At 69.7% G+C, this 21202-nt stretch carries 19 protein-coding genes; 10 read left to right on the top strand and 9 right to left on the bottom strand.

Annotation, left to right across the window (positions count from 1 at the left end):
* Positions 1-2 precede the first annotated feature (2 nt).
* Positions 3-1244 carry a glycosyltransferase gene (locus P5G46_RS08055; RefSeq protein WP_375095078.1) on the top strand — a complete coding sequence of 414 codons (1242 nt, stop codon included), beginning with the start codon at positions 3-5 and terminating at the stop codon, positions 1242-1244.
* Here the strand turns inward: P5G46_RS08055 and P5G46_RS08050 are convergent.
* Positions 1220-1459: a hypothetical protein gene (locus P5G46_RS08050; protein WP_408905425.1), complete on the bottom strand. Its 240-nt coding sequence runs from the start codon at positions 1457-1459 to the stop codon at positions 1220-1222. The genes P5G46_RS08055 and P5G46_RS08050 overlap by 25 nt on opposite strands.
* An 84-nt stretch (positions 1460-1543) precedes the next feature.
* On the opposite strand from P5G46_RS08050, the gene P5G46_RS08045 reads away from it, so the two are divergent.
* Positions 1544-2530 carry a GlxA family transcriptional regulator gene (locus P5G46_RS08045; protein WP_375095080.1) on the top strand — a complete coding sequence of 329 codons (987 nt, stop codon included), beginning with the start codon at positions 1544-1546 and terminating at the stop codon, positions 2528-2530.
* A 154-nt stretch (positions 2531-2684) separates the two neighbouring features.
* Here the strand turns inward: P5G46_RS08045 and fae are convergent, their stop codons facing one another.
* The 6 genes from fae to P5G46_RS08015 all read right to left on the bottom strand — a co-directional run bounded on the left by fae (position 2685) and on the right by P5G46_RS08015 (position 7645).
* Positions 2685-3194 (bottom strand): formaldehyde-activating enzyme, encoded by a 510-nt coding sequence (gene fae / locus P5G46_RS08040; RefSeq protein ID WP_408905424.1) that lies wholly within the window; start codon positions 3192-3194, stop codon positions 2685-2687.
* Positions 3194-4135: a glycine betaine ABC transporter substrate-binding protein gene (locus tag P5G46_RS08035; protein WP_408905423.1), complete on the bottom strand. Its 942-nt coding sequence runs from the start codon at positions 4133-4135 to the stop codon at positions 3194-3196. The genes fae and P5G46_RS08035 overlap by 1 nt, the downstream gene beginning before the upstream one ends.
* Positions 4136-4188: 53 nt before the next feature.
* Positions 4189-4983, bottom strand: coding sequence for an ABC transporter permease (locus P5G46_RS08030; protein ID WP_408905422.1), 795 nt, complete (start codon positions 4981-4983; stop codon positions 4189-4191).
* Positions 4980-6017, bottom strand: a complete 1038-nt coding sequence (locus tag P5G46_RS08025) for an ABC transporter ATP-binding protein (protein WP_408905421.1) — start codon at positions 6015-6017, stop codon at positions 4980-4982. Before P5G46_RS08025 ends, P5G46_RS08030 begins: the two co-directional genes overlap by 4 nt.
* Entirely contained in the window at positions 6010-6675 is a 666-nt protein-coding gene (locus P5G46_RS08020) for an ABC transporter permease (RefSeq protein ID WP_408905420.1), read from the bottom strand. Before P5G46_RS08020 ends, P5G46_RS08025 begins: the two co-directional genes overlap by 8 nt.
* A 94-nt stretch (positions 6676-6769) precedes the next feature.
* A complete protein-coding gene (locus P5G46_RS08015; protein WP_408905419.1) occupies positions 6770-7645 on the bottom strand; it encodes an IclR family transcriptional regulator in 876 nt (291 codons plus the stop codon).
* Between the two features lie 153 nt (positions 7646-7798).
* On the opposite strand from P5G46_RS08015, the gene P5G46_RS08010 reads away from it, so the two are divergent.
* The 7 genes from P5G46_RS08010 to rraA all read left to right on the top strand — a co-directional run bounded on the left by P5G46_RS08010 (position 7799) and on the right by rraA (position 17015).
* Positions 7799-8728, top strand: coding sequence for an NAD(P)-dependent oxidoreductase (locus P5G46_RS08010; RefSeq protein ID WP_408905418.1), 930 nt, complete (start codon positions 7799-7801; stop codon positions 8726-8728).
* The gene (locus P5G46_RS08005) at positions 8725-10203 is read left to right on the top strand and encodes an NAD-dependent succinate-semialdehyde dehydrogenase (protein ID WP_408905417.1); all 1479 of its coding nucleotides are present in this window, start codon (positions 8725-8727) and stop codon (positions 10201-10203) included. The genes P5G46_RS08010 and P5G46_RS08005 overlap by 4 nt, the downstream gene beginning before the upstream one ends.
* A 2-nt stretch (positions 10204-10205) precedes the next feature.
* Entirely contained in the window at positions 10206-10985 is a 780-nt protein-coding gene (locus P5G46_RS08000; RefSeq protein WP_408905416.1) for an SDR family oxidoreductase, read from the top strand.
* Between the two features lie 28 nt (positions 10986-11013).
* On the top strand, positions 11014-12477 hold the full coding sequence (locus P5G46_RS07995; RefSeq protein WP_408905415.1) for an FAD-binding oxidoreductase: 1464 nt from the start codon (positions 11014-11016) through the stop codon (positions 12475-12477).
* Positions 12477-13883, top strand: a complete 1407-nt coding sequence (locus P5G46_RS07990; RefSeq protein ID WP_408905414.1) for an FGGY-family carbohydrate kinase — start codon at positions 12477-12479, stop codon at positions 13881-13883. The genes P5G46_RS07995 and P5G46_RS07990 overlap by 1 nt, the downstream gene beginning before the upstream one ends.
* A gap of 194 nt (positions 13884-14077) precedes the next feature.
* Positions 14078-16282, top strand: coding sequence for an ATP-dependent Clp protease ATP-binding subunit (locus P5G46_RS07985; RefSeq protein ID WP_408905413.1), 2205 nt, complete (start codon positions 14078-14080; stop codon positions 16280-16282).
* A 265-nt stretch (positions 16283-16547) separates the two neighbouring features.
* On the top strand, positions 16548-17015 hold the full coding sequence (gene rraA, locus P5G46_RS07980; RefSeq protein WP_239275514.1) for a ribonuclease E activity regulator RraA: 468 nt from the start codon (positions 16548-16550) through the stop codon (positions 17013-17015).
* A 242-nt stretch (positions 17016-17257) separates the two neighbouring features.
* Here rraA and P5G46_RS07975 read toward each other — a convergent pair whose 3' ends face one another.
* Positions 17258-17842, bottom strand: coding sequence for a nitroreductase family protein (locus tag P5G46_RS07975; protein ID WP_239275516.1), 585 nt, complete (start codon positions 17840-17842; stop codon positions 17258-17260).
* 100 nt (positions 17843-17942) lie between these two features.
* The gene (locus tag P5G46_RS07970; protein ID WP_408905412.1) at positions 17943-19310 is read right to left on the bottom strand and encodes a glucose-6-phosphate dehydrogenase; all 1368 of its coding nucleotides are present in this window, start codon (positions 19308-19310) and stop codon (positions 17943-17945) included.
* Between the two features lie 114 nt (positions 19311-19424).
* Here P5G46_RS07970 and P5G46_RS07965 point away from each other — a divergent pair, with 114 nt between their 5' ends.
* Positions 19425-21194 (top strand): glycoside hydrolase family 15 protein, encoded by a 1770-nt coding sequence (locus P5G46_RS07965; RefSeq protein WP_408905411.1) that lies wholly within the window; start codon positions 19425-19427, stop codon positions 21192-21194.
* Positions 21195-21202: the final 8 nt, after the last annotated feature.

Genomic DNA, 21202 nt, shown 5'->3' with positions numbered 1-21202 from the left:
ACGTGCACGTGGTGATGTTCGCCGACCAGCACGTGGAATCGCTGGGTGGAGCGCAGGTGTCGATGCGGCTGCAACGACGATTCCTCGAGTGCGCCGGGCACACCGTCACGATCGTCGCCCCACGGATGCACCGCCCCGCGCCCACCGACGCCGCGTACGTCGACCTGCCCTCGGTGCCGGTCACCCTCGATCGCGAATATGCGCTGTCGTGGCCGGGCGCTCGCACGGATCGCTTCGTGGATGCCGCTCTCGCGGGCCGTCCGCCCGTCGACGTGGTGCATGTGCAGGCGGACTTCTGGGGGGCCTTCATCGGCCACCGCTACGCGGCACGACACGGGCTGCCCGTCGTTCACACGATGCATAACCGCGTCGACGTCGGCATCGAGGCGACCGCGCCGTTTCCGGGGCTTGTGCTGCGAGTGCTGAACGCGTGGGCGCGGCGGGCGCTGCGCCCGGCGGTGCGGGGCGCAGGGGACAGCGGCGGATCGGACGGCTGGGCCTACCTGCGGCGTCTCGCGGCCCTGTCCGCCGCGGTCACCGCCCCCTCCGCGCACTTCGCTCGGCGCCTCGAGGCCCACGGCGCGGTGCCACGAAGCGGCGATGCATCGGCTCCCGGTCATGCGGCCGCGCACGGCGGCGTCGACGTGGTGTGGAACGGCATCGACGACGACCTCCTCGACGCGGCTCTCGCTCAGGGCACGGCCGCACGTCGTCCCGGCCGCCCGCGCTTCGTGTGGATCGGTCGGATGAGCCCCGAGAAGCGTCTGCTGCCGTTCCTGGAGGCGGTGGCGACGTCGGGCATCGACGCCGAGGTCGAGGTCATCGGCGGCGGGGCCCAGCTCCGCGCGGCCCGCCGCCTGGTGAAGCGCGCTCGGCCCGTGGCATCCATTCGCTTCTCGGGGAGGATGCCGTACGCCGAGACGCTCGCCCGCCTCGCCGCCGCGGACGCCGTCGTGCAGACCTCGATCGGCTTCGAAACGCAGGGGATGACGGTGTTCGAGGCCGCGTCGCTCGGCACTCCCGCCGTCGTGAGCGACCCCGACATCGCCGACGAGCTCGGCGCGGGCGTGTGGAGGGTGACGGATGCCACGGTGTCCGCGCTCGCCGAGACGCTCCGCCGCGCCGCCGCGGACATCGCCGCAGGTGCCCCGGTCCCGGTGGATCCGACGATCGGAGAGCGGTTCCGCCAGTCGTCGCGCACGGCCGCGATGGTCGAGGTCTACGCGCGCGCAGCTCGGCGCTGAGCCCGACGGGCACGGCTCGCGGCCGTCCGAGGCGGAGCGGTGTTCTCCGGGGTCGTCGCGCGTGCCGAAGGGATTCGGGAGGTCGTGGCATCCACGCCTCCGGGGAGCCGGCGGGGGTCGGTGGGCACGCGGCCGTAGCCGTCGGTGCGGATGAGCCACGCCGATGCACCGATGCCGAGGAGGACGAGGACGCCGAGAGCAATGAAGTAAGCCATGGCAGAGAAGCTACGTCTGTACGAATCGTGCCCACGAGTGGCATGATGGACGTCCATCATCACTTTTCTGCCATTGGAGGGTCCATGCGTTCCGTCGCCGTCGTCGTCCAGCCCGGTTTCGCGCCGTTCGAGTTCGGTCTCGCGTGCGAGGCGTTCGGACTCGATCGCAGCGATGACGGCATCCCGAACTTCGATTTCCGGATCGTCAGCCCCGAGCCCGGGGCCGTCTCGTCGAACATGGGCTTCTCAATCAACGTCGAACGAGGGCTCGACGCGGCCGAGGACGTCGACATCCTCGTGCTCGCTCCCATTCCGCGTGCACAGTGGGGCGCGGTGGACCAGCGGGTCCTGGAGCTCGTGCGGCGTGTTCACGCGCGGGGTGCGTGGCTGCTCAGCGTGTGCAGCGGGTCGTTCGTCCTCGCGGCATCCGGCGTGCTCGACGGTCGCCGCGCCACCACGCACTGGCGCTACGCCGACACCATGAGCCGCATGTACCCGGAGATCGACGTCGACCCCGACGTGCTGTACGTGCAGTCCGACAACATCATCACCAGCGCCGGCACCGCGGCGGGGCTCGACGCCTGTCTGCACCTTCTGCGTCAGGAACTCGGTGCTGAGCTGACGAATCGCATCGCGCGGCGCATGGTCGTCGCGCCGCAGCGCGACGGCGGGCAGGCGCAGTTCATCGCTTCGCCGCTTCCCGTCGACACTTCGCTTTCCCTCGCGCCGGTGACCGAATGGATGCTGCAGAACCTGCACGACGACCTGCCCGTCGAGCGTCTGGCCGCCCGCGCGCACATGTCGCCGCGGACGTTCGCCCGCCGGTTCAAGTCCGACTTCGGTGCGACGCCGGCGGCGTGGTTGGCCCGGCAGCGGTTGCTGCACGCCCAGCGGCTGCTCGAAGAGACCGATCTCGGACTCGATCGCATCGCGGCGGAGTGCGGCTTCGGTTCCGCCGCGGTGCTGCGGCAGAACTTCGCCCGCACGATGGGACTCACCCCGACCGCGTACCGCGCCCGGTTCTCGTGCGCGCAGGAGCCCGCGGCATCCCGGGAGCCCATCCCCGCCTGACGCGCGGCTCTCTCCTGTCCGCGAGACGTCATCGCGCCGTCATCTCCCGCGTGGCCTGCGCCGGTCTCGTCGGTGCGATGACGTCTCGCGGGCTCGGGTGCGGACGACCACGACGACGAACGGCCCCACCCGGAGGTGGGGCCGTTCGTCCCGTTCAGGACTCGGGCGTGAAGAACGGGTTCCGGGGCGCGGCGCGCGCGGCCACGACCTCCTCGGTCGCCGGCAACGAGCGGGCGCCGTTACGGATCGCCTCGCGCGCCGACTGGCGGTTGTTGCGGTAGATCTGCTCGGCATCCGTCGCAGCCGGGTTGACCCACACCGCCGCGATGATCGCGTGCGTGTCCGCCCAGGCGGCGGGGATGTCGCCCTCCGCGAGCGCATCGGCGATCCCGGATGCCACCCCCGCCTGCGCCGGGCCCCAGATGAGGAGCCCGTGGGCATCGCTGTCGGGCGCCGATTTGGTGACGAAGAGGGTGAGCGGCTTCACCGGGAGCGAGGGACGCAGGACCGCGACGAAGGGCACGTGCCCCGAGCTGGGGGTCGCGAGAGCGGTCGCCCACGCCGTGCCGACCGGCCCGTCACGGTGCCCGAGCACCGTGTTGATGTGGGCGGCATGCGCCCCTTCTCCGACGAAGCTCTCGCCGATCTGCACGTCACCGGGCATCAGATGAGACCCTGCTCCATCAGCCAGTCCGTCGCGACGTCCTCCGGGTCTTCACCGTCGACATCGACCAGGGCGTTGAGCTTCTGCATCTCCTCCGTCGTCAGCAGCGGTGCGATCTCGGCGATGACGTCGGCGATCGCCGGGTACTCGTCGAGCGTCGACTGCTTGAGGGTGAACGCGCCCTGGTAGACCGGGAAGAATTCCTTGTCGTCCTCGAGGACGACGAGGTCCAGAGCCGGGATGCGACCGTCCGTCTGGAACACCTCGCCGAAGTTGCAGTCGTCACCCTTCTGGGTGGCGGTGTAGATGACGCCGGTGTCCAGCAGCGCGACGTTGGAGTCGGCCACGTCCAGGCCGTAGGCGGCCTTGAGGCCCGGCCAGCCGTCATCGCGGGTGGAGAACTCGCTCTCGATGCAGAACGTCTGCTCGTTCGCGGGCAGTGCCGCGATGTCGGAGAGGGAGGTGACCCCGAGTTCTTCCGCCTTGTCGGCGCGGATGGCGAACGCGTAGGTGTTGTTCAGCGGGGCCGGGTCGAGCCAGGCGATGCCCTTGGCGGCATCCGCTTCCTTCGTCGCCTCGAACTGCGCCTCCGCACCGGGAACGGGCGCGGTGTTGCCGTTGTAGGTGATCCAGGACGTGCCGGTGTACTCCCAATACCCGATGAACTCATCGTTCTCGAGCGCCTGGCGGACGTTGGCCGAGCCGACGAGCTTGGTGTTGGCCTCGACGTCGGCGCCGTGGGCGTTCAACAGCTGCGTCGTGATGTGGGCCAGGATGTACTGCTCCGAGAAGTCCTTCGAGCCAATCTGACCCGTCAGGCCGGCCAGCTCGTCGCTCCCGTTGGCCGAGCCCGACGAGGCGGATCCGCCGGAACAGGCGGTGAGGGTGAGCGCGCCGAGAGCTGCCACGGCGGCGAGTGAGAGAAGCGGACGACGCTTCATTGTGTCTCCTTGGGTGTGATGCGGTGGGTGGTGCGAGGACCGAACGGTGGGGTTCAGATCCCCTTGGGGGTCAGCAGGTCTTCGGCGACGCCGGCGATCCAGTCGATGAGTAGGGCGATGCAGGCGACCAGGACGGCGCCGACCACGAGCACCGGGTAGCGCTGCAGCTTCAGGCCGTTGACGATCATGTCGCCGAGTCCACCCGCGTTGATGAAGGTCGCAATGGTGGCCACCCCGACGCAGAACACCAGCGCCGTGCGCAGGCCCGCGAGGATGACGGGGACGGCCAGCGGCAGTTCGATGCGGGCGAGCACCTGAACGGGCGTCATCCCCATGCCGCGCGCGGACTCACGGATCGCGCCGTCGACCTGTTCGATGCCGATCATGGTGTTGCGCAGCACGGGGAGAAACGCGTAGACGACCAGCGCGACGAGCGCCGTGGTGTAGCCCGTCTGCCACACGATGGCGAGGAGGATGACGACACCGACCGCGGGCGTGGCCTGCCCGATGTTGGCGAGCGCGAGCACGACACCGCGCACGGTGCGCGATGGCGTCTTGGCGAGCAGGATGCCGAGGGGGATGGCGAGGACGGCCACCAGGGCGGAGGCGACCACCGTGAGGCTGAGGTGTTCGCCGATGCGCAAAGCGAGGTAGTCGGGGTTGATGGTCCGCTGTTCGATCGAGTCGAGCGTCAAGGACGAGATCCACAGGTACAGCCCGCCCAGGATGATCGCTACGACGATCGGCGTGACGAACCGGCGCCAGATGCGCTTCCCCCCGCGCGCCTGGCGAGCCGCGGCCAGCCGCGCCGCGCCGATGCTCTGCGTCTCGGTGGTGACGGTGGTCATCGCTCGCCGCCCGGTCGTGCCGTGAGGCCGTCCACCTCGACGCCGAGCGCCGCGGAGATCCGCTCCATCGTCAATGATCCGATCGGGCGCCCGTCTCGGTCGACCACGGTGACGGCGGGCGAGCCGCTGAGCACGAGCAGGTCGAGAGCATCGCGGAGGTTGTCCGCGACAGACACCGGAACCGTCCCGGCATCCGTCACCGGGCCGAGGGGCGCATCGGCGACGGGGATGAGTGCGAGGCGCTTGAGGGCGGCTCCGTGTCCGATGAAAGAGCGGACGTAGTCGTTCGCCGGCGCAGCCAGGATCGCGGCGGGGGTGTCGAACTGCTCGATGCGGCTGCGCTCGGACAGGACGGCGATGCGGTCGCCCAGGCGGATGGCCTCGTCGAAGTCGTGGGTGACGAAGATGATCGTCTTGCCAATGGACTCCTGCAGGCGGAGGAACTCCGCCTGAAGACGCTCGCGGGTGATGGGGTCGGTCGCGCCGAAGGGCTCGTCCATGAGCATCACGGGAGGGTCGGCGGCGAGGGCGCGAGCGACGCCCACGCGCTGTTGCTGGCCCCCGGAGAGCTGACGGGGGTAGCGCTGCGCGAAGTCGCCGCTGAGCTGCACGGTCTCGAGGAGCTCTTCGACGCGGTCGGCGGTCCGCTTCTTCGACCAGCCGAGGAGCTTCGGAACGACCGCGATGTTCTCGCCGATCGTCATGTGGGGGAAGAGGCCGATCTGCTGAATGACGTAACCGATGTGTCGCCGCAGCTCGTTGGGGTTCAGGGAGAGCACGTCTCGCCCGTCGATGGAGATGGTGCCCGAGGTCGGCTCGATGATGCGGTTGATCATCTTCATCGTCGTGGTCTTGCCGCACCCGGAGGGACCGACGAACATGATGAGCTCGCCCGGCTCGACCGTCATGGAGAACGCGTCCACGGCGGGGGCCGATTGCCCGGGATAGACCTTGGTCACGCCCTCGAGGCGGATGCCGACTCCCGACGATGCGTGCGCGCCCGCCGGCCGAGAAGTGGTGGTGGTGTCAGACACGAAGCCCCCTTGAGGTGGTAACGCGGGTGATGAGGACGAACGCGGCATCGATCAGCAGGGCCAGCAGGATGACACCGAGGGTTCCGGTCAGTGCGAAGTTCAGGGCGTTGCGGGAACCCAGCGAAGACAGCCCCATGAAGATGAACTGACCGAGCCCGGGGCCGGCGACGTACGCGGCGATCGCAGCGATGCCGACGGTGAGCTGCGCTGCCACACGGACGCCGGTCAGGATGATGGGCCAGGCGATGGGCAGCTGCACCGACAGCAGGATGCGCGTGGGTGACATGCCCATACCCTTGGCGGATTCCATGATCGCCGGGGGCACTTCGCGCAGGCCGACGACGGTGTTCCGCACGATCGGCAGCAACGAGTAGAAGACCAACGAGAAGACCGTGGGCGTCCAGCCGAGGCCGAGGACGGGGGTCAGGAGCGCGAGCAACGCGAGCGACGGGATCGTGAGGGCGACACCGGCGGCGGCGATCGTGATCGATCGCGAGACCGGGCGGTTCCAGACCGCTATCCCGATGGCGATCCCGATCACCGCGGCGAGGATGACACTGAGAACGACGACGGCCACGTGCTGCACGACGAGATCCAGGATGTCGTCGCTGCGGCGGGTCCAGAAAGTGACGAGCCCGCCGAGGTCGAAGTCGGACATGCGTCGTCCTCCTCTCCTCATCGAGATGGGCCGTGGATCACGGCTGCGGCTGACTGTAGGGCGGGGGGTGGTTTATCTTCAACCGTCGTTGTTTTTATGGCAACTGGACGCGGGAGCTGTGTTCGGGCTCGTAGCCGATGGCTCGCGACAAGTCCTTCGCGCTGGATGCCACGAATCGCGCCAGCGCCTCGAGGCGATCGCCGATCCGCGTCTTGGGCGCGCTGACGTTCAGTGCAGCCACGATGCGTCCGGTGAAGTCCCGCACCGGGGCGCTGGCGCCCACGACGCCGAGCTCGAGCTCCTCGTCGAGGAGTGCATACCCGTGGGTGCGAATGCGGTCGAGTTCCGCGCGGAGGCTCGCGAGGTCGGCGACGACCTGCCGATCCGGGGGAGGGCTCGGGAGCACAGAGAAGCCGGCGGCGTGCGGCGGAACGGGGCCCACGATCGCTTGGTCCTGGCCGTGCTCGGCGTACCACCGCTCCAGCGAGTCGTCGTCCCAGTCGCTCAGCAGCACGCGGCCGGACGGCGTGCGCCACGCGGCGGTCGTGATCCCCTCCCACCCCGTCGTGCGGAATTCGTGTGGGCTCAGTTCGCTGGCGATCGTCAGGACGTTCCCGCCCCGCAGAACGCAAAGGTGCGTCGTCTCGCGCGCGCGCTGTGCGACACGTCGGAGGATCGGCTGGGATTCGCGGGTGAGGGTGCTCTCGACGGTGAGTGCCGCGAGTGCGTACAGTCGGGCGCCCAGGCGGTAGGCAAGGGTGTTCTCGTCTCGATCGACGATCCCGGCATCCGCGAGTGTGGCGAGGCTGCGAGACACGACGGCCTTGTCGCGCCCCGTGATCTGAGCGACCCGCGAGACGCCGAGGCCGCCCCCCGAGACGGCTTCGGCCGAGCCGAGGAGCTCGAGGATCTCGACGTCGCGGGCTAGTCCGGAGGAGTTCCGACGGGGCGCCGTTGTGTGATCTGCCATGCGTCGGACCCTAGTTGTTTGCCATATACACATCAAGGGGTGCCGATAGGGCATCATCGCTCTATCGTTGCGATGCGGTCGCTGATGGCGGGCTCGAAGACGAGAGCCGCAGAGGCGCACCGCCCTCGATCCACGATCTCAAGGACTGGTCCCGTGACGAAGCGCGCACTCACCGTCGGATTCATCGGCCTCGGCAGTATGGGCAGCGGAATGACCCGGAATCTGCAGGCATCCGGATTTCCCCTGGTCGTCACCGACGTCCGTCCCGAGGCGGCGGCCGACGCCGTGTCCCGGGGCGCCACCTGGGTCGACACCGCCGCCGAGGTGGCATCCCGCTCGGACCTGGTCATCACGATGCTTCCGACCCCTCGGCACGTCGACCAGGTGCTGCGCGGGCCCGACGGGTTGCTCGGCGCGCTCCCGAGGGGAGGGACCTGGATCGACATGTCGACCTCGGTTCCCGAAGTCGCCGACCGCGCGCGAGCCGACCGCCCCGACCTGCGTGTACTCGACGCCCCCGTCAGCGGCATGTCCGTGGGAGCGGCGAATGGCACGCTGCAGATCTTCATCGGCGGCGAGGCGGACGATGTCGAACGCCTCCGCGAGGTGTTCGAGGCGATGGGCGAATCCGAACGCATCCTCCACGTCGGAGGGCACGGTGCCGGCTACGCCGTCAAGCTCATGATCAATCAGCTGTGGTTCTCTCACCTGATCGCCACGGCGGAGGTGCTCTCGGTCGGGGTCAAGGCGGGCGTCGACCTCGAGGTCCTGCGCCGCGCGTTGGTGGCCAGCCCCGCGAACAGCAACTTCGTCGAGCACGATGTCCTGTCGATCCTCGATCACGGCGACTACGACGAAGGCTTCGCTCTCGCGCTGGCCTGCAAGGATCTCGGTCTCTCGTCCGACCTCGCGCGATCGGTCGGGATGCCGTACGAGCTCTCCGGCCTCGTCGACCAGCAGTTCCGCCGCGCCAAGGCCATGTACGGGGACCGTGCCGGTGAGATGGCTCCGTTCCGTCTCTATGAGGATCTGCTCGGCGCGCCCCTTCGCCGCACCGCGACGACCGCGGAGGTCGCACGATGATCGACGAGCGCGCGTTCGTCTCCGGCCTTCCCACGGACCTCTTCATTGACGGTGAATGGCGGTCGGCATCCGATGACGCCCGGTTCGATGTCGTCGACCCCTCGAACGGAGAAGTCCTGGCCGCGGTCGCTGACGCGACCGTCGAGGACGGGGAGGCGGCTCTCGCGGCCGCGCACCGTGCGCAGGAATCCTGGGCTCGTACGGCACCGCGCGAGCGCGCCGAGATTCTCCGCCGCGCGTTCGACCTGGTGACCGCTCGCGCCGAGGATTTCGCCCTCGCGATGACCTTGGAGATGGGGAAGCCCCTCGCAGAGGCGCGCGGCGAGGTCGCTTATGGCGCAGAGTTCCTGCGGTGGTTCAGCGAGGAGGCGCCGCGCATCTCCGGCCGGTACTCCACCGCCCCCGACGGCCGCAATCGCCTGCTCGTCGTGCAGCGCCCCGTGGGCCCGTGTCTCTTCATCACGCCGTGGAACTTCCCCCTCGCGATGGCGACCCGCAAGATCGCGCCGGCGATCGCGGCGGGCTGCACGATGGTGCTGAAGCCCGCGGCCCTGACCCCGCTGACGGCCCTGCTTTTCGCCGATGTCCTGCGCGAAGCGGGACTCCCCGACGGCGTGCTCAACGTCATCCCGACGACGCACGCCGGAGCCGTCACCGGCCCGCTCGTGCGCGACCCGCGCCTGCGGAAGCTGTCGTTCACGGGATCCACGGGTGTCGGCCAGCGCCTGATCGCCGATTCGGCGGCCCAGGTGCTGCGGGTGTCGATGGAACTCGGTGGCAACGCCCCCTTCCTCGTCTTCGAGGACGCCGACCTGGATGCCGCCGTCGACGGCGCCGTGCTGGCGAAGATGCGCAACGGCGGCGAGGCGTGCGTCGCGGCGAACCGCTTCCTCGTCCACGAGTCGATCGCTGCCGAATTCACGCGCCGCTTCGCGGAGCGCATCGGAGCGTTCGTCCCGGCCCGCGGAACCGACCCGACCTCCACCGTCGGCCCCCTCGTCGACGCCGCCACCCGCGACAAGGTCGCGTCGCTCGTCGACGGCGCCGTCGCCCAGGGCGCGCGCGTCGCGGTGGGTGGTTCCGCCATACCGGGACCCGGCTACTTCTACCAGCCCACCGTCCTCGTGGACGTGCCCGCCGACGCCGACATCCTCCGCGAAGAGATCTTCGGTCCCGTCGCGCCCGTCCTCACCTTCCGCGATGAAGAGGAGGCCATCCGATTGGCCAACGACACCGAGTACGGACTCGTGTGTTTCGCGTACACCCGCGACCTCGACCGGGGCCTCCGTCTGGCGGAGCGCCTCGAGACGGGCATGCTGGGTCTGAACGCCGGGGTCGTGTCGAACCCCGCCGCCCCCTTCGGCGGCGTCAAGCAGTCCGGACTCGGCCGTGAGGGCGGAGCCGAAGGCATTCACGAGTACCTCGAGACCGTCTACGTCGGCATCGCCGACCCGTTCGCCTCCCGGAGCGCCTGAGCATGGACATCAGCGAATTCACCCCGGACTTCTTCTCGCTCGCGGGGAAGACCGCCATCGTGACCGGCGGGAACGGTGGGCTCGGCCGCGCTTTCTCGCTCGCGCTCGCCGCCGCCGGTGCGAACGTGTTCGTCCCTTCCCTCGTGGACGACGACGGCGAGACCGCCCGGTTGATCGAGGCCCACGGGCGCGAGTACGCGTTCGTGCAGTCCGACATCACCGCCGCCGGAGAGCCGGAACGCGTCGTGCGCGCGTGCGTCGAACGGTTCGGCGGTGTGGATGTTCTCATCAACTCGGCGGGCATCAACCTGCTCAGTGAGGATGTCGTCGCCTTCGACCGTGCGAAGTGGGATCCCATGATCGCGGTCAACCTCACCGCCGCGTTCGACTTCGCCCGCGCTGCCGCCGAGGTGATGATTCCGAGCGGTCGCGGGAAGATCATCAACATCGCGTCGCTGTTCTCGTTCCTCGGTGGGCGTCAGTCGCCCGCGTACGCGGCATCCAAGGCCGGCATCGTGGGCTTCACGAAGGCCTACGCCGATGAACTGGGGGAGTTCGGCATCCAGGTCAACGCCATCGCGCCCGGATACTTCGCGACCGCCCTCACCGAGAAGACCCGGTCGGATGCCGAAGCCAACCGCCGCATCGTCGATCACGTCCCGGCGGGGCGGTGGGGCGACCCCGCCGACCTGATGGGAGCCGTGGTCTTCCTCTCCAGCCGCGCCAGCGACTACGTCACCGGGCACACGCTCGTGGTCGACGGCGGCTACCTCCTGCGTTGACCCGACCACACGATCCAGGAAGACCGACATGGCCGACTCCCGTTCCCCTTTGACCCGTTCCGACATCGCCGCGCGTCTCATCGACCTCCTCGGTGCCGACGCCGTGGACACACGCGACACCGAGCTGCGCGAGGCCAGCGTCGATCGCTTCAAGAAGTACTCCGCCGTGCACGGCATCTTCGACGGCCCGTTCCCCGCGGCCATCGCGTACCCGCGGTCGACCGACGACGTCGCGACGGTGCTGCGATTCGCCGACGAGAACCGCATCGCCGTCGTTCCACGCACCGGACGCACCGCGACGGAAGGCGGTCTCGAGACCGTCGTCGCCGACACGATCGTGCTCGACGGATCGCGCATGGATGCCGTCCTGAACGTGAACACCGTCGACATGATGGTCACCGTGCAATGCGGCGTTCCGCTGCAGCGCGTCGAGGACGAACTGCGCGCGCAGGGCTACACGACGGGTCACTCGCCGCAGTCGAAGCCTCTCGCGCAGTACGGCGGGCTCGTGGCCACCCGATCGATCGGGCAGTTCTCGACGTTGTACGGCGGGATCGAAGACATGGTGGTGGGCCTGGAGGCCGTTCTCGCCGACGGCACCGTGACACGCATCAAGAACGTTCCGCGTCGCGCCGCCGGCCCTGACATCCGCCACCTGATCATCGGCAACGAGGGAGCGTTTGCGTACGTCACCGAGGTCACGGTGAAGATCTGGCCGTACACGCCTGAGAACAACCGCTTCTTCGGCTTCCTCACCGACGACTTCGGTGCCGGCATCCAGCTGCTGCGCGAGCTCGTGACGCAGGGGTATCGTCCGTCCGTGGCACGGGTGTACTCGCCCGAAGACGCCCGCCAGCACTTCGCGCACTTCCACGAGGGAAAGAGCGTGGTCGTCCTCGTCGCCGAGGGACCCCGGCGACTCGCCGAGGCGACCGCGGAGGCGATCGTCGAGGCGGCGGCGGGCAAGCCGCTCCAGCGCATCGACGATGCGCTGATCGAGCAGTGGTTCGACAACCTCAATTGGGGTCAGGACAAGATCGACCGCGAGAAGCGCGAGATGCTCGAGAAGGCCCACCTCGGCTACACCACCGAGGTCTCGGTCGACTGGTCGCGCGTCGTGGAGCTGTACGAGTCGGTCATGACGCGCGTGCGCCGTGAGTTCCCCCGCGCCGCCGACCTCACGATGCTCGGCGCGCACTCCTCGCACAGCTACCAGACGGGGACGAACCTGTACTTCGTGTACGACTACGACATCCGGTGCGAGCCGCGCGAAGAGATCACCGAGTACCACGAGCCGCTCAACGCGATCGTCGTCGAGGAGGCGCTGCGTCTGGGCGGTTCCATGGTCCACCACCACGGCATCGGCAAGTACCGCACGCCGTGGACCGCCGACGAACACGGTAGCGCCCTGGTGCTGCTGGAGCGTACGAAGGCCGCGCTCGACCCGCACGGCATCATGAACCCCGGCACGATCTTCGCGTTGGCGGACTGATGCCCGTCGTCGTCGCGATCGACAACGGATCGCAGTCGACGAAGGTGCTCGTCGTCGACGAGACGGGACGCGTGCGGGCGCAGTCGCGTGTCGGGCTGCGCCCCTACGCGGTCCCCGCGCCCGGACGGAGCGTTCACCCGGACGACGACGTGTGGGATTCGATCGTGCGCGCCTGCCGGGTGGCGATGGAGCGCTTCGACGGCGACCCCGAGGAGATCGTCGGGGTGGGGTTGTGCACGATCCGGTTCTGCCGCGCGCTGCTCCGCGCCGACGGCACGCTCGCGGAACCCCTGTTGAGCTGGATGGACGAGCGGGTCGCGCGGCCCCATGTTCCGCGGCCCGACGTGGCGCATGTCGTGACGTCGTCGGGGTACGTGGCGCACCGACTCACGGGCGAGTACCGCGACGCCGCGGGCAACTACCAGGGGCTGTGGCCGATCGATCAGCGCACGTGGCGGTGGTCGGATGCTCCGGATGCCACGGCCGCTACCGGCATGGCTCGCTCCCTGCTGAGCGATCTCGTAGACCCCGGCGCGGAGCTCGGCCGCGTCACGGCGGCCGCTGCGGCCTTGACCGGGCTGCCCGAGGGTGTGCCCGTGTTTGCCACGTCGAACGACAAGGCTGTCGAGGCGCTCGGTGCCGGTCTGGCATCCGATGAGGATGTCCTGCTGTCGTTCGGTACCTACATCGCCGCGATGACCGTCGCAGATGCACCGGGTGCGGGTGCCGCGCACTGGGTCAACTTCGGCGCGCGCCCCGGGCAGTATCTCGCCGAGTCGACCGGCATCCGGCGCGGTATGTGGACGGTCAGCTGGCTGCGCGACCTGCTCCACCCGGACTCACCCGAAGATGACCTGTACGCGTTCGACCGGAGCCTCGGGGCCGAGGCTGACGCCGTCGCTCCCGGATGCGACGGTGTCGCCGCCGTGCTCGACTGGCTCGCCCCCGGCGAGGAACCGCATCGCCGGGGGGCCTTCGTCGGGTTCTCGGGAGCCCAGGGGCGCGGGCACCTCTACCGTGCGGTGCTCGAGGCCATCGCATTCACGATGGCCGACCACATCGAGGACATGGAGCGCGAGCGGGGCGTCGTCGCGGCGGGTGTCATCGTCACCGGGGGCGGGGCGCAGTCGCCGTTGCTCGTGCAGATCGTCGCCGATGTCCTGGGCCGTCCGGTGCGTCGCGCGCTCGTCGACGATGCCGCCGGCATCGGTGCGGCGATCTGTGCCGCAGTGGGTTCGGGTATGCATCCGGACTGGAATGACGCGGTCTCAGCGATGGCCGGAACGGGGACACCCGTCCGCCCTGGTGAGCACGCGGACACCTACCGCGCATTGCGGCCCTGGCACCGTGGCATCCGTTCGCGCGTGGCCGAAATGTCGGACTGGATGGTGACCGCGCGTCCGTGATGCGCGGCGTTTCGAAGTCTGCCTGTCCGCGAGACGTCATCGCGCCGTCATCTCCCGCGCAGCCTGCGCCGGTCTCGTCGGTGCGATGACGTCTCGCGGTTTCAAACCCGGACGACCCATTGCCGCACCGGGAGCGCGCTGCTAAACTTGAGTCAACGCAACTCAAGTTTGCGAAAGACTTCCCAGGAGAACGAATGAACGCCACGCAGCAGCCGGGGCAGGAAGACGCCCGCAGCGCCCTCGAGCAATTCGGCATCAACCTCACCGACCGGGCCCGCCAGGGCAAGCTCGACCCCGTCATCGGACGCGACAGCGAGATCCGGCGCGTCAGCCAGGTCCTCACCCGTCGCACCAAGAACAATCCCGTCCTCATCGGCGAACCCGGCGTCGGCAAGACCGCCGTCGTCGAGGGCCTCGCGCAGCGCATCGTCGCGGGCGACGTCGCCGAGAGCCTCAAGAACAAGGAACTCGTCGCTCTCGACATCTCGGCACTCGTCGCCGGTGCGATGTACCGCGGCCAGTTCGAGGAGCGCCTGAAGAGCGTCCTGAAGGAGATCACCGAGTCCGACGGGCGCATCATCACGTTCATCGATGAGCTGCACGTGCTCATGGGTGCCGGTGGCGGCGAGGGCTCGGTCGCGGCATCCAACATGCTCAAGCCCATGCTCGCCCGCGGTGAGCTGCGCCTCATCGGCGCGACCACGCTCGACGAGTACCGCGAGTTCATCGAGAAGGATGCCGCGCTCGAACGCCGCTTCCAGCAGGTGTACGTCGGCGAGCCCACGGTCGAAGACACGATCGCGATCCTCCGCGGCCTCAAAGAGCGCTACGAGGCGCACCACAAGGTCGCGATCGCCGACGCGGCGCTGGTCGCGGCGGCATCCCTCTCCAACCGGTACATCCCGTCGCGGCAGCTGCCCGACAAGGCCATCGACCTGATCGACGAGGCCGCGTCGCGCCTGCGCATGGAGATCGACTCGGCCCCGCTCGAGATCGACGAGCTCCGCCGGCACGTCGACCGGCTCAAGCTCGAAGAGCTCGCGCTGAAGAAAGAGAAGGACGCCGCCTCGAAGGAGCGTCTGGCGACCCTCCGCGAGACCCTGGCGGCCGAGCAGGCGAAGCTCGACGAGCTGCAGGCCCGGTGGGAGCGCGAGCGTGCGTCGCTCAACCGCGTCGGTGACCTCAAGACCCGGCTCGACGCCGCCCGCGTGGATGCCGAGCGCGCCCAACGCGAGGGCAACCTCGAGCGCGCGTCGCGCCTGCTGTACGCCGACATCCCGGCGCTCGAACGGGAGCTGATGACCGCCGAACGCGAGGAGCCCGCCGGCGACCGCATGGTCAACGAGCAGGTCACCGACGAAGACATTGCCGCCGTGATCGCCGCGTGGACCGGCATCCCGGTCGGGCGTCTCCTGCAGGGCGAGACCGAGAAGCTGCTGCACCTCGAGCGCGAGCTCGGCAAGCGCCTGATCGGACAGAAGGATGCCGTGAAGGCGGTGTCCGACGCCGTCCGGCGTTCGCGGGCGGGCATCAGCGACCCGAATCGCCCCGTCGGCTCCTTCCTGTTCCTGGGCCCCACCGGTGTCGGAAAGACCGAGCTCGCGAAGGCGCTCGCCGACTTCCTCTTCGACGACGAGCACGCCATGGTGCGCATCGACATGTCCGAGTACGGCGAGAAGCACTCCGTCGCACGGCTCGTCGGTGCCCCTCCGGGGTACATCGGCTACGAGCAGGGCGGTCAGCTCACCGAAGCGGTGCGTCGGCGCCCGTACAGCGTCGTGCTGCTCGACGAGGTCGAGAAAGCCCACACCGAGGTTTTCGACATCCTGCTGCAGGTGATGGACGACGGGCGGCTGACCGACGGTCAGGGCCGCACGGTCGACTTCACCAATGTCATCCTGATCCTGACGTCCAACCTCGGTTCGCCGATCCTCATCGACCCGACGCTCTCGATCGAGGTCAAGCGCGAGCAGGTGCAGGCGCTGGTGCGGCAGGCGTTCAAGCCGGAGTTCGTTAATCGTCTCGACGACATCGTCATCTTCCAGGCGCTGACCGAGGACGACCTCGCTCAGATCGTCGAGCTCGCGGTCGACGCCCTGCACAAGCGGCTGCGCGAACGTCGCCTCACCCTCGCGGTCACGCCCGACGCGCGGTCGTGGCTCGCCGAGCGCGGGTACGACCCGGTGTACGGCGCGCGTCCGCTGCGGCGGCTCATCCAGTCCGAGGTGCAGGACCGCCTCGCGATGGCGATCCTCGCCGGTGGGGTGCATGACGGAGACCTGGTGAAGGTCGACGTGGCGAGCGACGGCGAGTCGCTCGTGCTCACGAGCGCGGGCCCCGCGGCCGAGCAGGGCGGCGCCGTGGACGACGACGTGATCGAGGCCGAGATCATCGAGTAGCTGTCGGGCGCCGCGGCAATGCGGTGCTGCGGCGTTGTGGTGCTGCGGGGTGCTGCGGTGCTGCGGCCCCCGCGGTGTCGCGCTGCGGGCCACGCCGGGGTCGGCACTCATGCATAAACGCGATTCGCGCGCATAAACGCGGTGTCCCCGTGTTTATCGTCGCGGATCGCGTTTATGCGTGGGGCGGGATGCCACGGCGGTGCCCGCCGCGACGCCCCGCCCGGCCTGCGCGCGGGTGCGCGCGCGGCCTCGCTACCCTGGCCGCATGACCATCGCGACGGCCGACCTCTACGACGAGCGCGGCGACGAACTGGACTCCCTCTCGCTGCAGCTGCTCGACCTCGGCGGACACGTCGCGTTCGACGGCCCGGTGCGCACGGTGCGCTGCCACCGCGACAACGCGCTTGTGAAGGAGGTGCTGGCCACCCCCGGCGACGGCGCCGTGCTCGTCATCGACGGCGGTGGATCGCTCGAGTCCGCCCTCGTCGGCGACCTCATCGCCGCGTCGGCGGTCGAGAACGGCTGGGCCGGGATCATCGTGCACGGGGCGATCCGGGACCGCGAAGCGATGGCATCCCTGCCGCTCGGGGTCAAGGCGCTCGGGTCGAATCCCCGCAAGAGCGCGAAGGGCGGCGTCGGTGAGATCGACGTCCCCGTGACGATCGCGGGTGTCGTGTTCGCGCCCGGCCGGCACGTCTGGGCCGATGACGACGGTGTCGTGGTCGAACGCTGAGTGCTTGAGACACACCGATTCCCGTTCGGAAGCGTCGCGGCGAGACCGCATTCCGCCGACGAGAAAGGCGCAGGCTGCCGCCGCGATGTCGGCGCGATGAAGTCTCGGCGAAGTACACCGGGCGCGCGCGGCACGGGGCGCGAACGGCGCGGGGCGCGCGCGGCACGGGCGCGAACGGCGACCGGCACGAACGGCGACCGGCGCGATCGGCGCCCGGCGCGAGCGGCGCGCCCCGACCCGTCTCAGGCGTCGAGCAGCAGCGTCTCGTCGAGGGGGCGACGCTTGCGGGGCGCGGCCTCGCGGGCGCGGACCGCCGCGTCCGCGGCATCCGGATCGCCGAAGGCGCCGACCGCGATCACGGTCACGGGGGCGAGGCGGGCGTCGAGCTCGAACGCCGTACGGAGGGCGTCGGCCGAGAACCCTCCCATCGTGTGGGTCGCGAGTCGGCGGGCGTGCGCCTCGATGGTGAAGAACGCCGCGGCCTGCCCGGCGTCGTAGGTGGCCCAGGGGCGCGGATTCCCCTCGGCGTCGGTGTTCTCGGCGAGCACGACGAGCAGTGCACCGGCAGCCGGTGCCCACCCCTGGTTGAAGCCGACGAGCGAATCGACGATGCGCGCGTGCGCGTCGGTGCCGCGGCGGGCGAGCAGGAAGCGCCACGGCTGGCTGTTGTTCGCGGACGGCGACCACCGGGCGGCCTCGAGGGCGGCACGCAGGGCCTCTTCGTCGATCGGGGTCTCGGCGTCGAAGACGCGGGTGCTCCAGCGCTCGGCGAGGACGTCGAGGATCGGGACGTCGGTCTGTGCGGTGCGGTCGAGAACGGGGGACATCAGTACTCCTGGGGATCGATACGGTGCGGGGGCGCCGTTGACCCTTTCCATCGAACGCCGTCGTCGCGCGTGATGTTCCCGTGTGACGGAGAAAGTCCGGTCACAGACCCCAGGATGCCGGCCCCGCGGTGCCCGCCGGGTACTCGTCGAGCGGCACCTCGTCGGCGCGCCACGCGTCGATGACCGGCTGCACGATGCGCCAGCACTGCTCGGCGGCGTCACCGCGGACCGCGAGCATGGCGTCGCCGTCGAGGATGCCGGAGAGAACTTCGCCGTAGGCCTTGAGTCCGCCCTCGCCGAGGTCGGCGGCAAGGCTCACGCGCTCGAGTTCGAGGGGGTCGTCCGCACCGTTGACGTTCAGCCCGAGGCTCATGGTGTCGGGGCCGAGCGAGAACGTCAGCACCGTCGGCGAACTCTCGCCGATGAACCCGCCGGGCAGGTGTCGAACCGGCTTGAAGGTCACGGTCACCGCCCGGTCACCGCCGTCGGATCCGAGGCCCTTGCCCGAGCGCAGCACGATCGGCACGCCCTGCCAGCGGGCGGTGCGCACCTCGACGGTCATCTCGGCGAGTGTCTCGGTCTTCCGGGACGGGTCGACACCGGGCTCGTCGACGTACGACGTGAAGTGCCGGTCGCCGATCGTGCCCTCGGTGTAACGCGCGCGACGGGAGCTCGTGACCGGGTCGTCGTCCCAGACGTGGGTCGCCCGCAGGACCGCGGACGTGGCGTCACGCAGATCGAGCTGGTCGAGCGAGGAGGGCGGCTCCATCGTGACGAACGCCATGACCTGCAGCAGGTGGCTCTGGATCATGTCGACGAGCGCCCCGGCGTGGTCGTAGTAGCCGGCGCGGCCCTCCAGCCCGAGCTTCTCGGGGTAGTCCACCGTGATGGTGGCGATGTCGTCCGCTGACCAGACGCTCTCGATGAGGCGGTTCGCGAACCGAACACCGAGGAGGTTCAGCACCGTCGAGCGGCCGAGGAAGTGGTCGATGCGGAACACCTGCTCTTCGGGCACCAGTTTGGCCACGAGCGCATTCAGCGCGTGAGCGCTGGCCTCGTCGGTGCCGAACGGTTTCTCCAGGGCCAGGATCGTCCCCTCGGGAATCGTCACGTCCGCCAGGGCGGCGCACGCCTTCTCGGCGACGGCGGGCGGAACGGCGAAGTACAACGCCGGACGCCCCTCAGCGGCATCCAGGAGTCGTTGCAGATCCCCCGCCTGGGTGATGTCGGCCTGACTGTACGTCGTGTCGGAGACGGTTTCGAAGGCGCCCTCGGCACCGGTCGTTGCGAACGCGGCGCGCACGATGTCGCGCCAGTGCTCGTCGGTCCATTCGTCCATGCCCGCGCCGTGCAACCGCACCGACCGGTCCGGCTCGCGAGTGAGGAGCTGTCCGAGAGCGGGCAGCAGGAGACGCGAGGTGAGGTCGCCCGAGGCGCCCAGGATGATCAGGGTGGTGTCCGCCGGCATGCCGCCCACCGTAGCGCCCCCGCCGACGTCGCGAGGTCGCTTGCACCGAGCCCGCGGATGCCACTAGCGCGACGCTCTGTCCGGATGTCGGCATCCCCTGCCACAATCGCGAGGGTGAGCACCCCGATCGAAGACTACGCCGTCCTCAGCAACTGCCGATCGGCGGCTCTCGTGTCGCGGGAGGGCAGCATCGACTGGCTGTGCCTGCCCCGGTACGACAGCGGGTCGATGTTCGCAGCGCTCCTGGGCGATGAATCGCACGGGGCGTGGTCGTTGCGGCCCACCGACCCGGATGCCACGGTCACACGTCGGTATGACGAGGGCACGTTCGTGCTGGTCTCGCGGTGGGAGACGCCGACCGGCGTCGCCGAGGTGCACGAGGCCATGCCGATCGAGGAGGGCGTCGAGGCGGTGATCCGGCGGGTCGTCGGCATCTCGGGTGCCGTCGACTTCGTCAGCGAGGTGCGCTTCCGCTTCGACTACGCGCGGGCGGTGCCGTGGGTGCGGCAGGTCGGTCAGGGACACGAGCACGCGATCCTCGCGGTCGCCGGCCCGGATGCCGTGGTGCTGCGCGGTCCGCGGCTGATCGCTGTCGACACCGCCCACCGAGCGCTGTGGACCACCGTCGCCGGGGAGAGCGTCGACTCGGTGCTGGCGTGGGGGCCGTCGTGGCAGGACCCGCCCGCCCCGATCGACGTGGATGCCACGCTCAAGCGCACGATCGAGTGGTGGGCCGAGTGGGCCGCGCGAGTGAAGGCCGGCGGCGAGCACGCCGAGCTGGTGACCCGCTCCCTGCTCGTGCTGCGCGCGCTGACGCATTCCGAGACCGGCGGGATCGTGGCGGCCGCCACGACCTCGCTGCCCGAGGATTTCGGGGGCGAGCGCAACTGGGATTACCGGTACGTGTGGCTGCGCGATGCGGCCCTGACGCTCAGCGCCTACATCGACCACGGCTTCCTCGAGGCGGCTCGGCGCTGGCGCCGCTGGTTGCTGCGGGCGATCGCGGGCGATCCGGCCGACGTGCAGATCATGTACGGCATCGCGGGGGAGCGTGAGCTCCCCGAGCGCGAGATCACGAGTCTGCCGGGCTACGACGGCGCGCGGCCGGTGCGCATCGGCAACGGGGCGGTGGATCAGTATCAGGCCGACGTCATCGGCGAGGTCATGGTCGCCTTGGAGGCCGCGCGCAACGCCGGAGTGTCGGAGACGACGTTCTCGTGGGCGCTGCAACGCGCGTTGCTCGCTCAGCTGGTGCAGTGGTTCGACCGCCCCGACAACGGCATCTGGGAGATGCGCGGCGAACCGCACTTCTTCACCCACTCACGGGCGATGGTGTGGGCGGCGTTCGACCGCGGCATCCGGGCCGTCGAGCGGGACGGGCTCGACGGCGAGATCGAGACGTGGCGGGTCCTGCGTGACCGCGCGCGCGCCGACATCAACGCACGCGGTGTGCACGCCGGCGGCTGGTTCACGCAGCACTTCGATACCGACGAGGTCGACGCGTCGCTGCTGATCCTGCCGCAGGTGGGGTTCTGCGCGTACGACGACCCCCGCATGCTCGCCACCGTGGCCCGCATGGAGCAGACCCTGATGCCCGACGGGTGGCTGCTGCGGTACCGCACGACCGGCGTCGACGGTCTGGCCGGCGACGAACACCCCTTCCTCGCATGCTCGTTCTGGCTCGTCGGCCAGTATGCGCGGTCGGGGCGCCGCGCCGATGCGGTCACCCTGATGCGACGGCTCACGGCGGTCGCCAACGACGTGGGTCTGTTGTCCGAGGAGTACGACCCGCGCGGACGACGGCACGCCGGCAACACCCCGCAGGCACTGTCGCATCTCGCGCTCGTCGCCGCAGCGGACGCTCTCGGCACCACCGGCCCGTGAGCCGCGCG

This window comes from Microbacterium mcarthurae, from assembly GCF_046064585.1.
Classification (GTDB): Bacteria; Actinomycetota; Actinomycetes; order Actinomycetales; family Microbacteriaceae; genus Microbacterium; species Microbacterium mcarthurae.
This window is presented reverse-complemented; position numbering and strand designations above follow the sequence as displayed.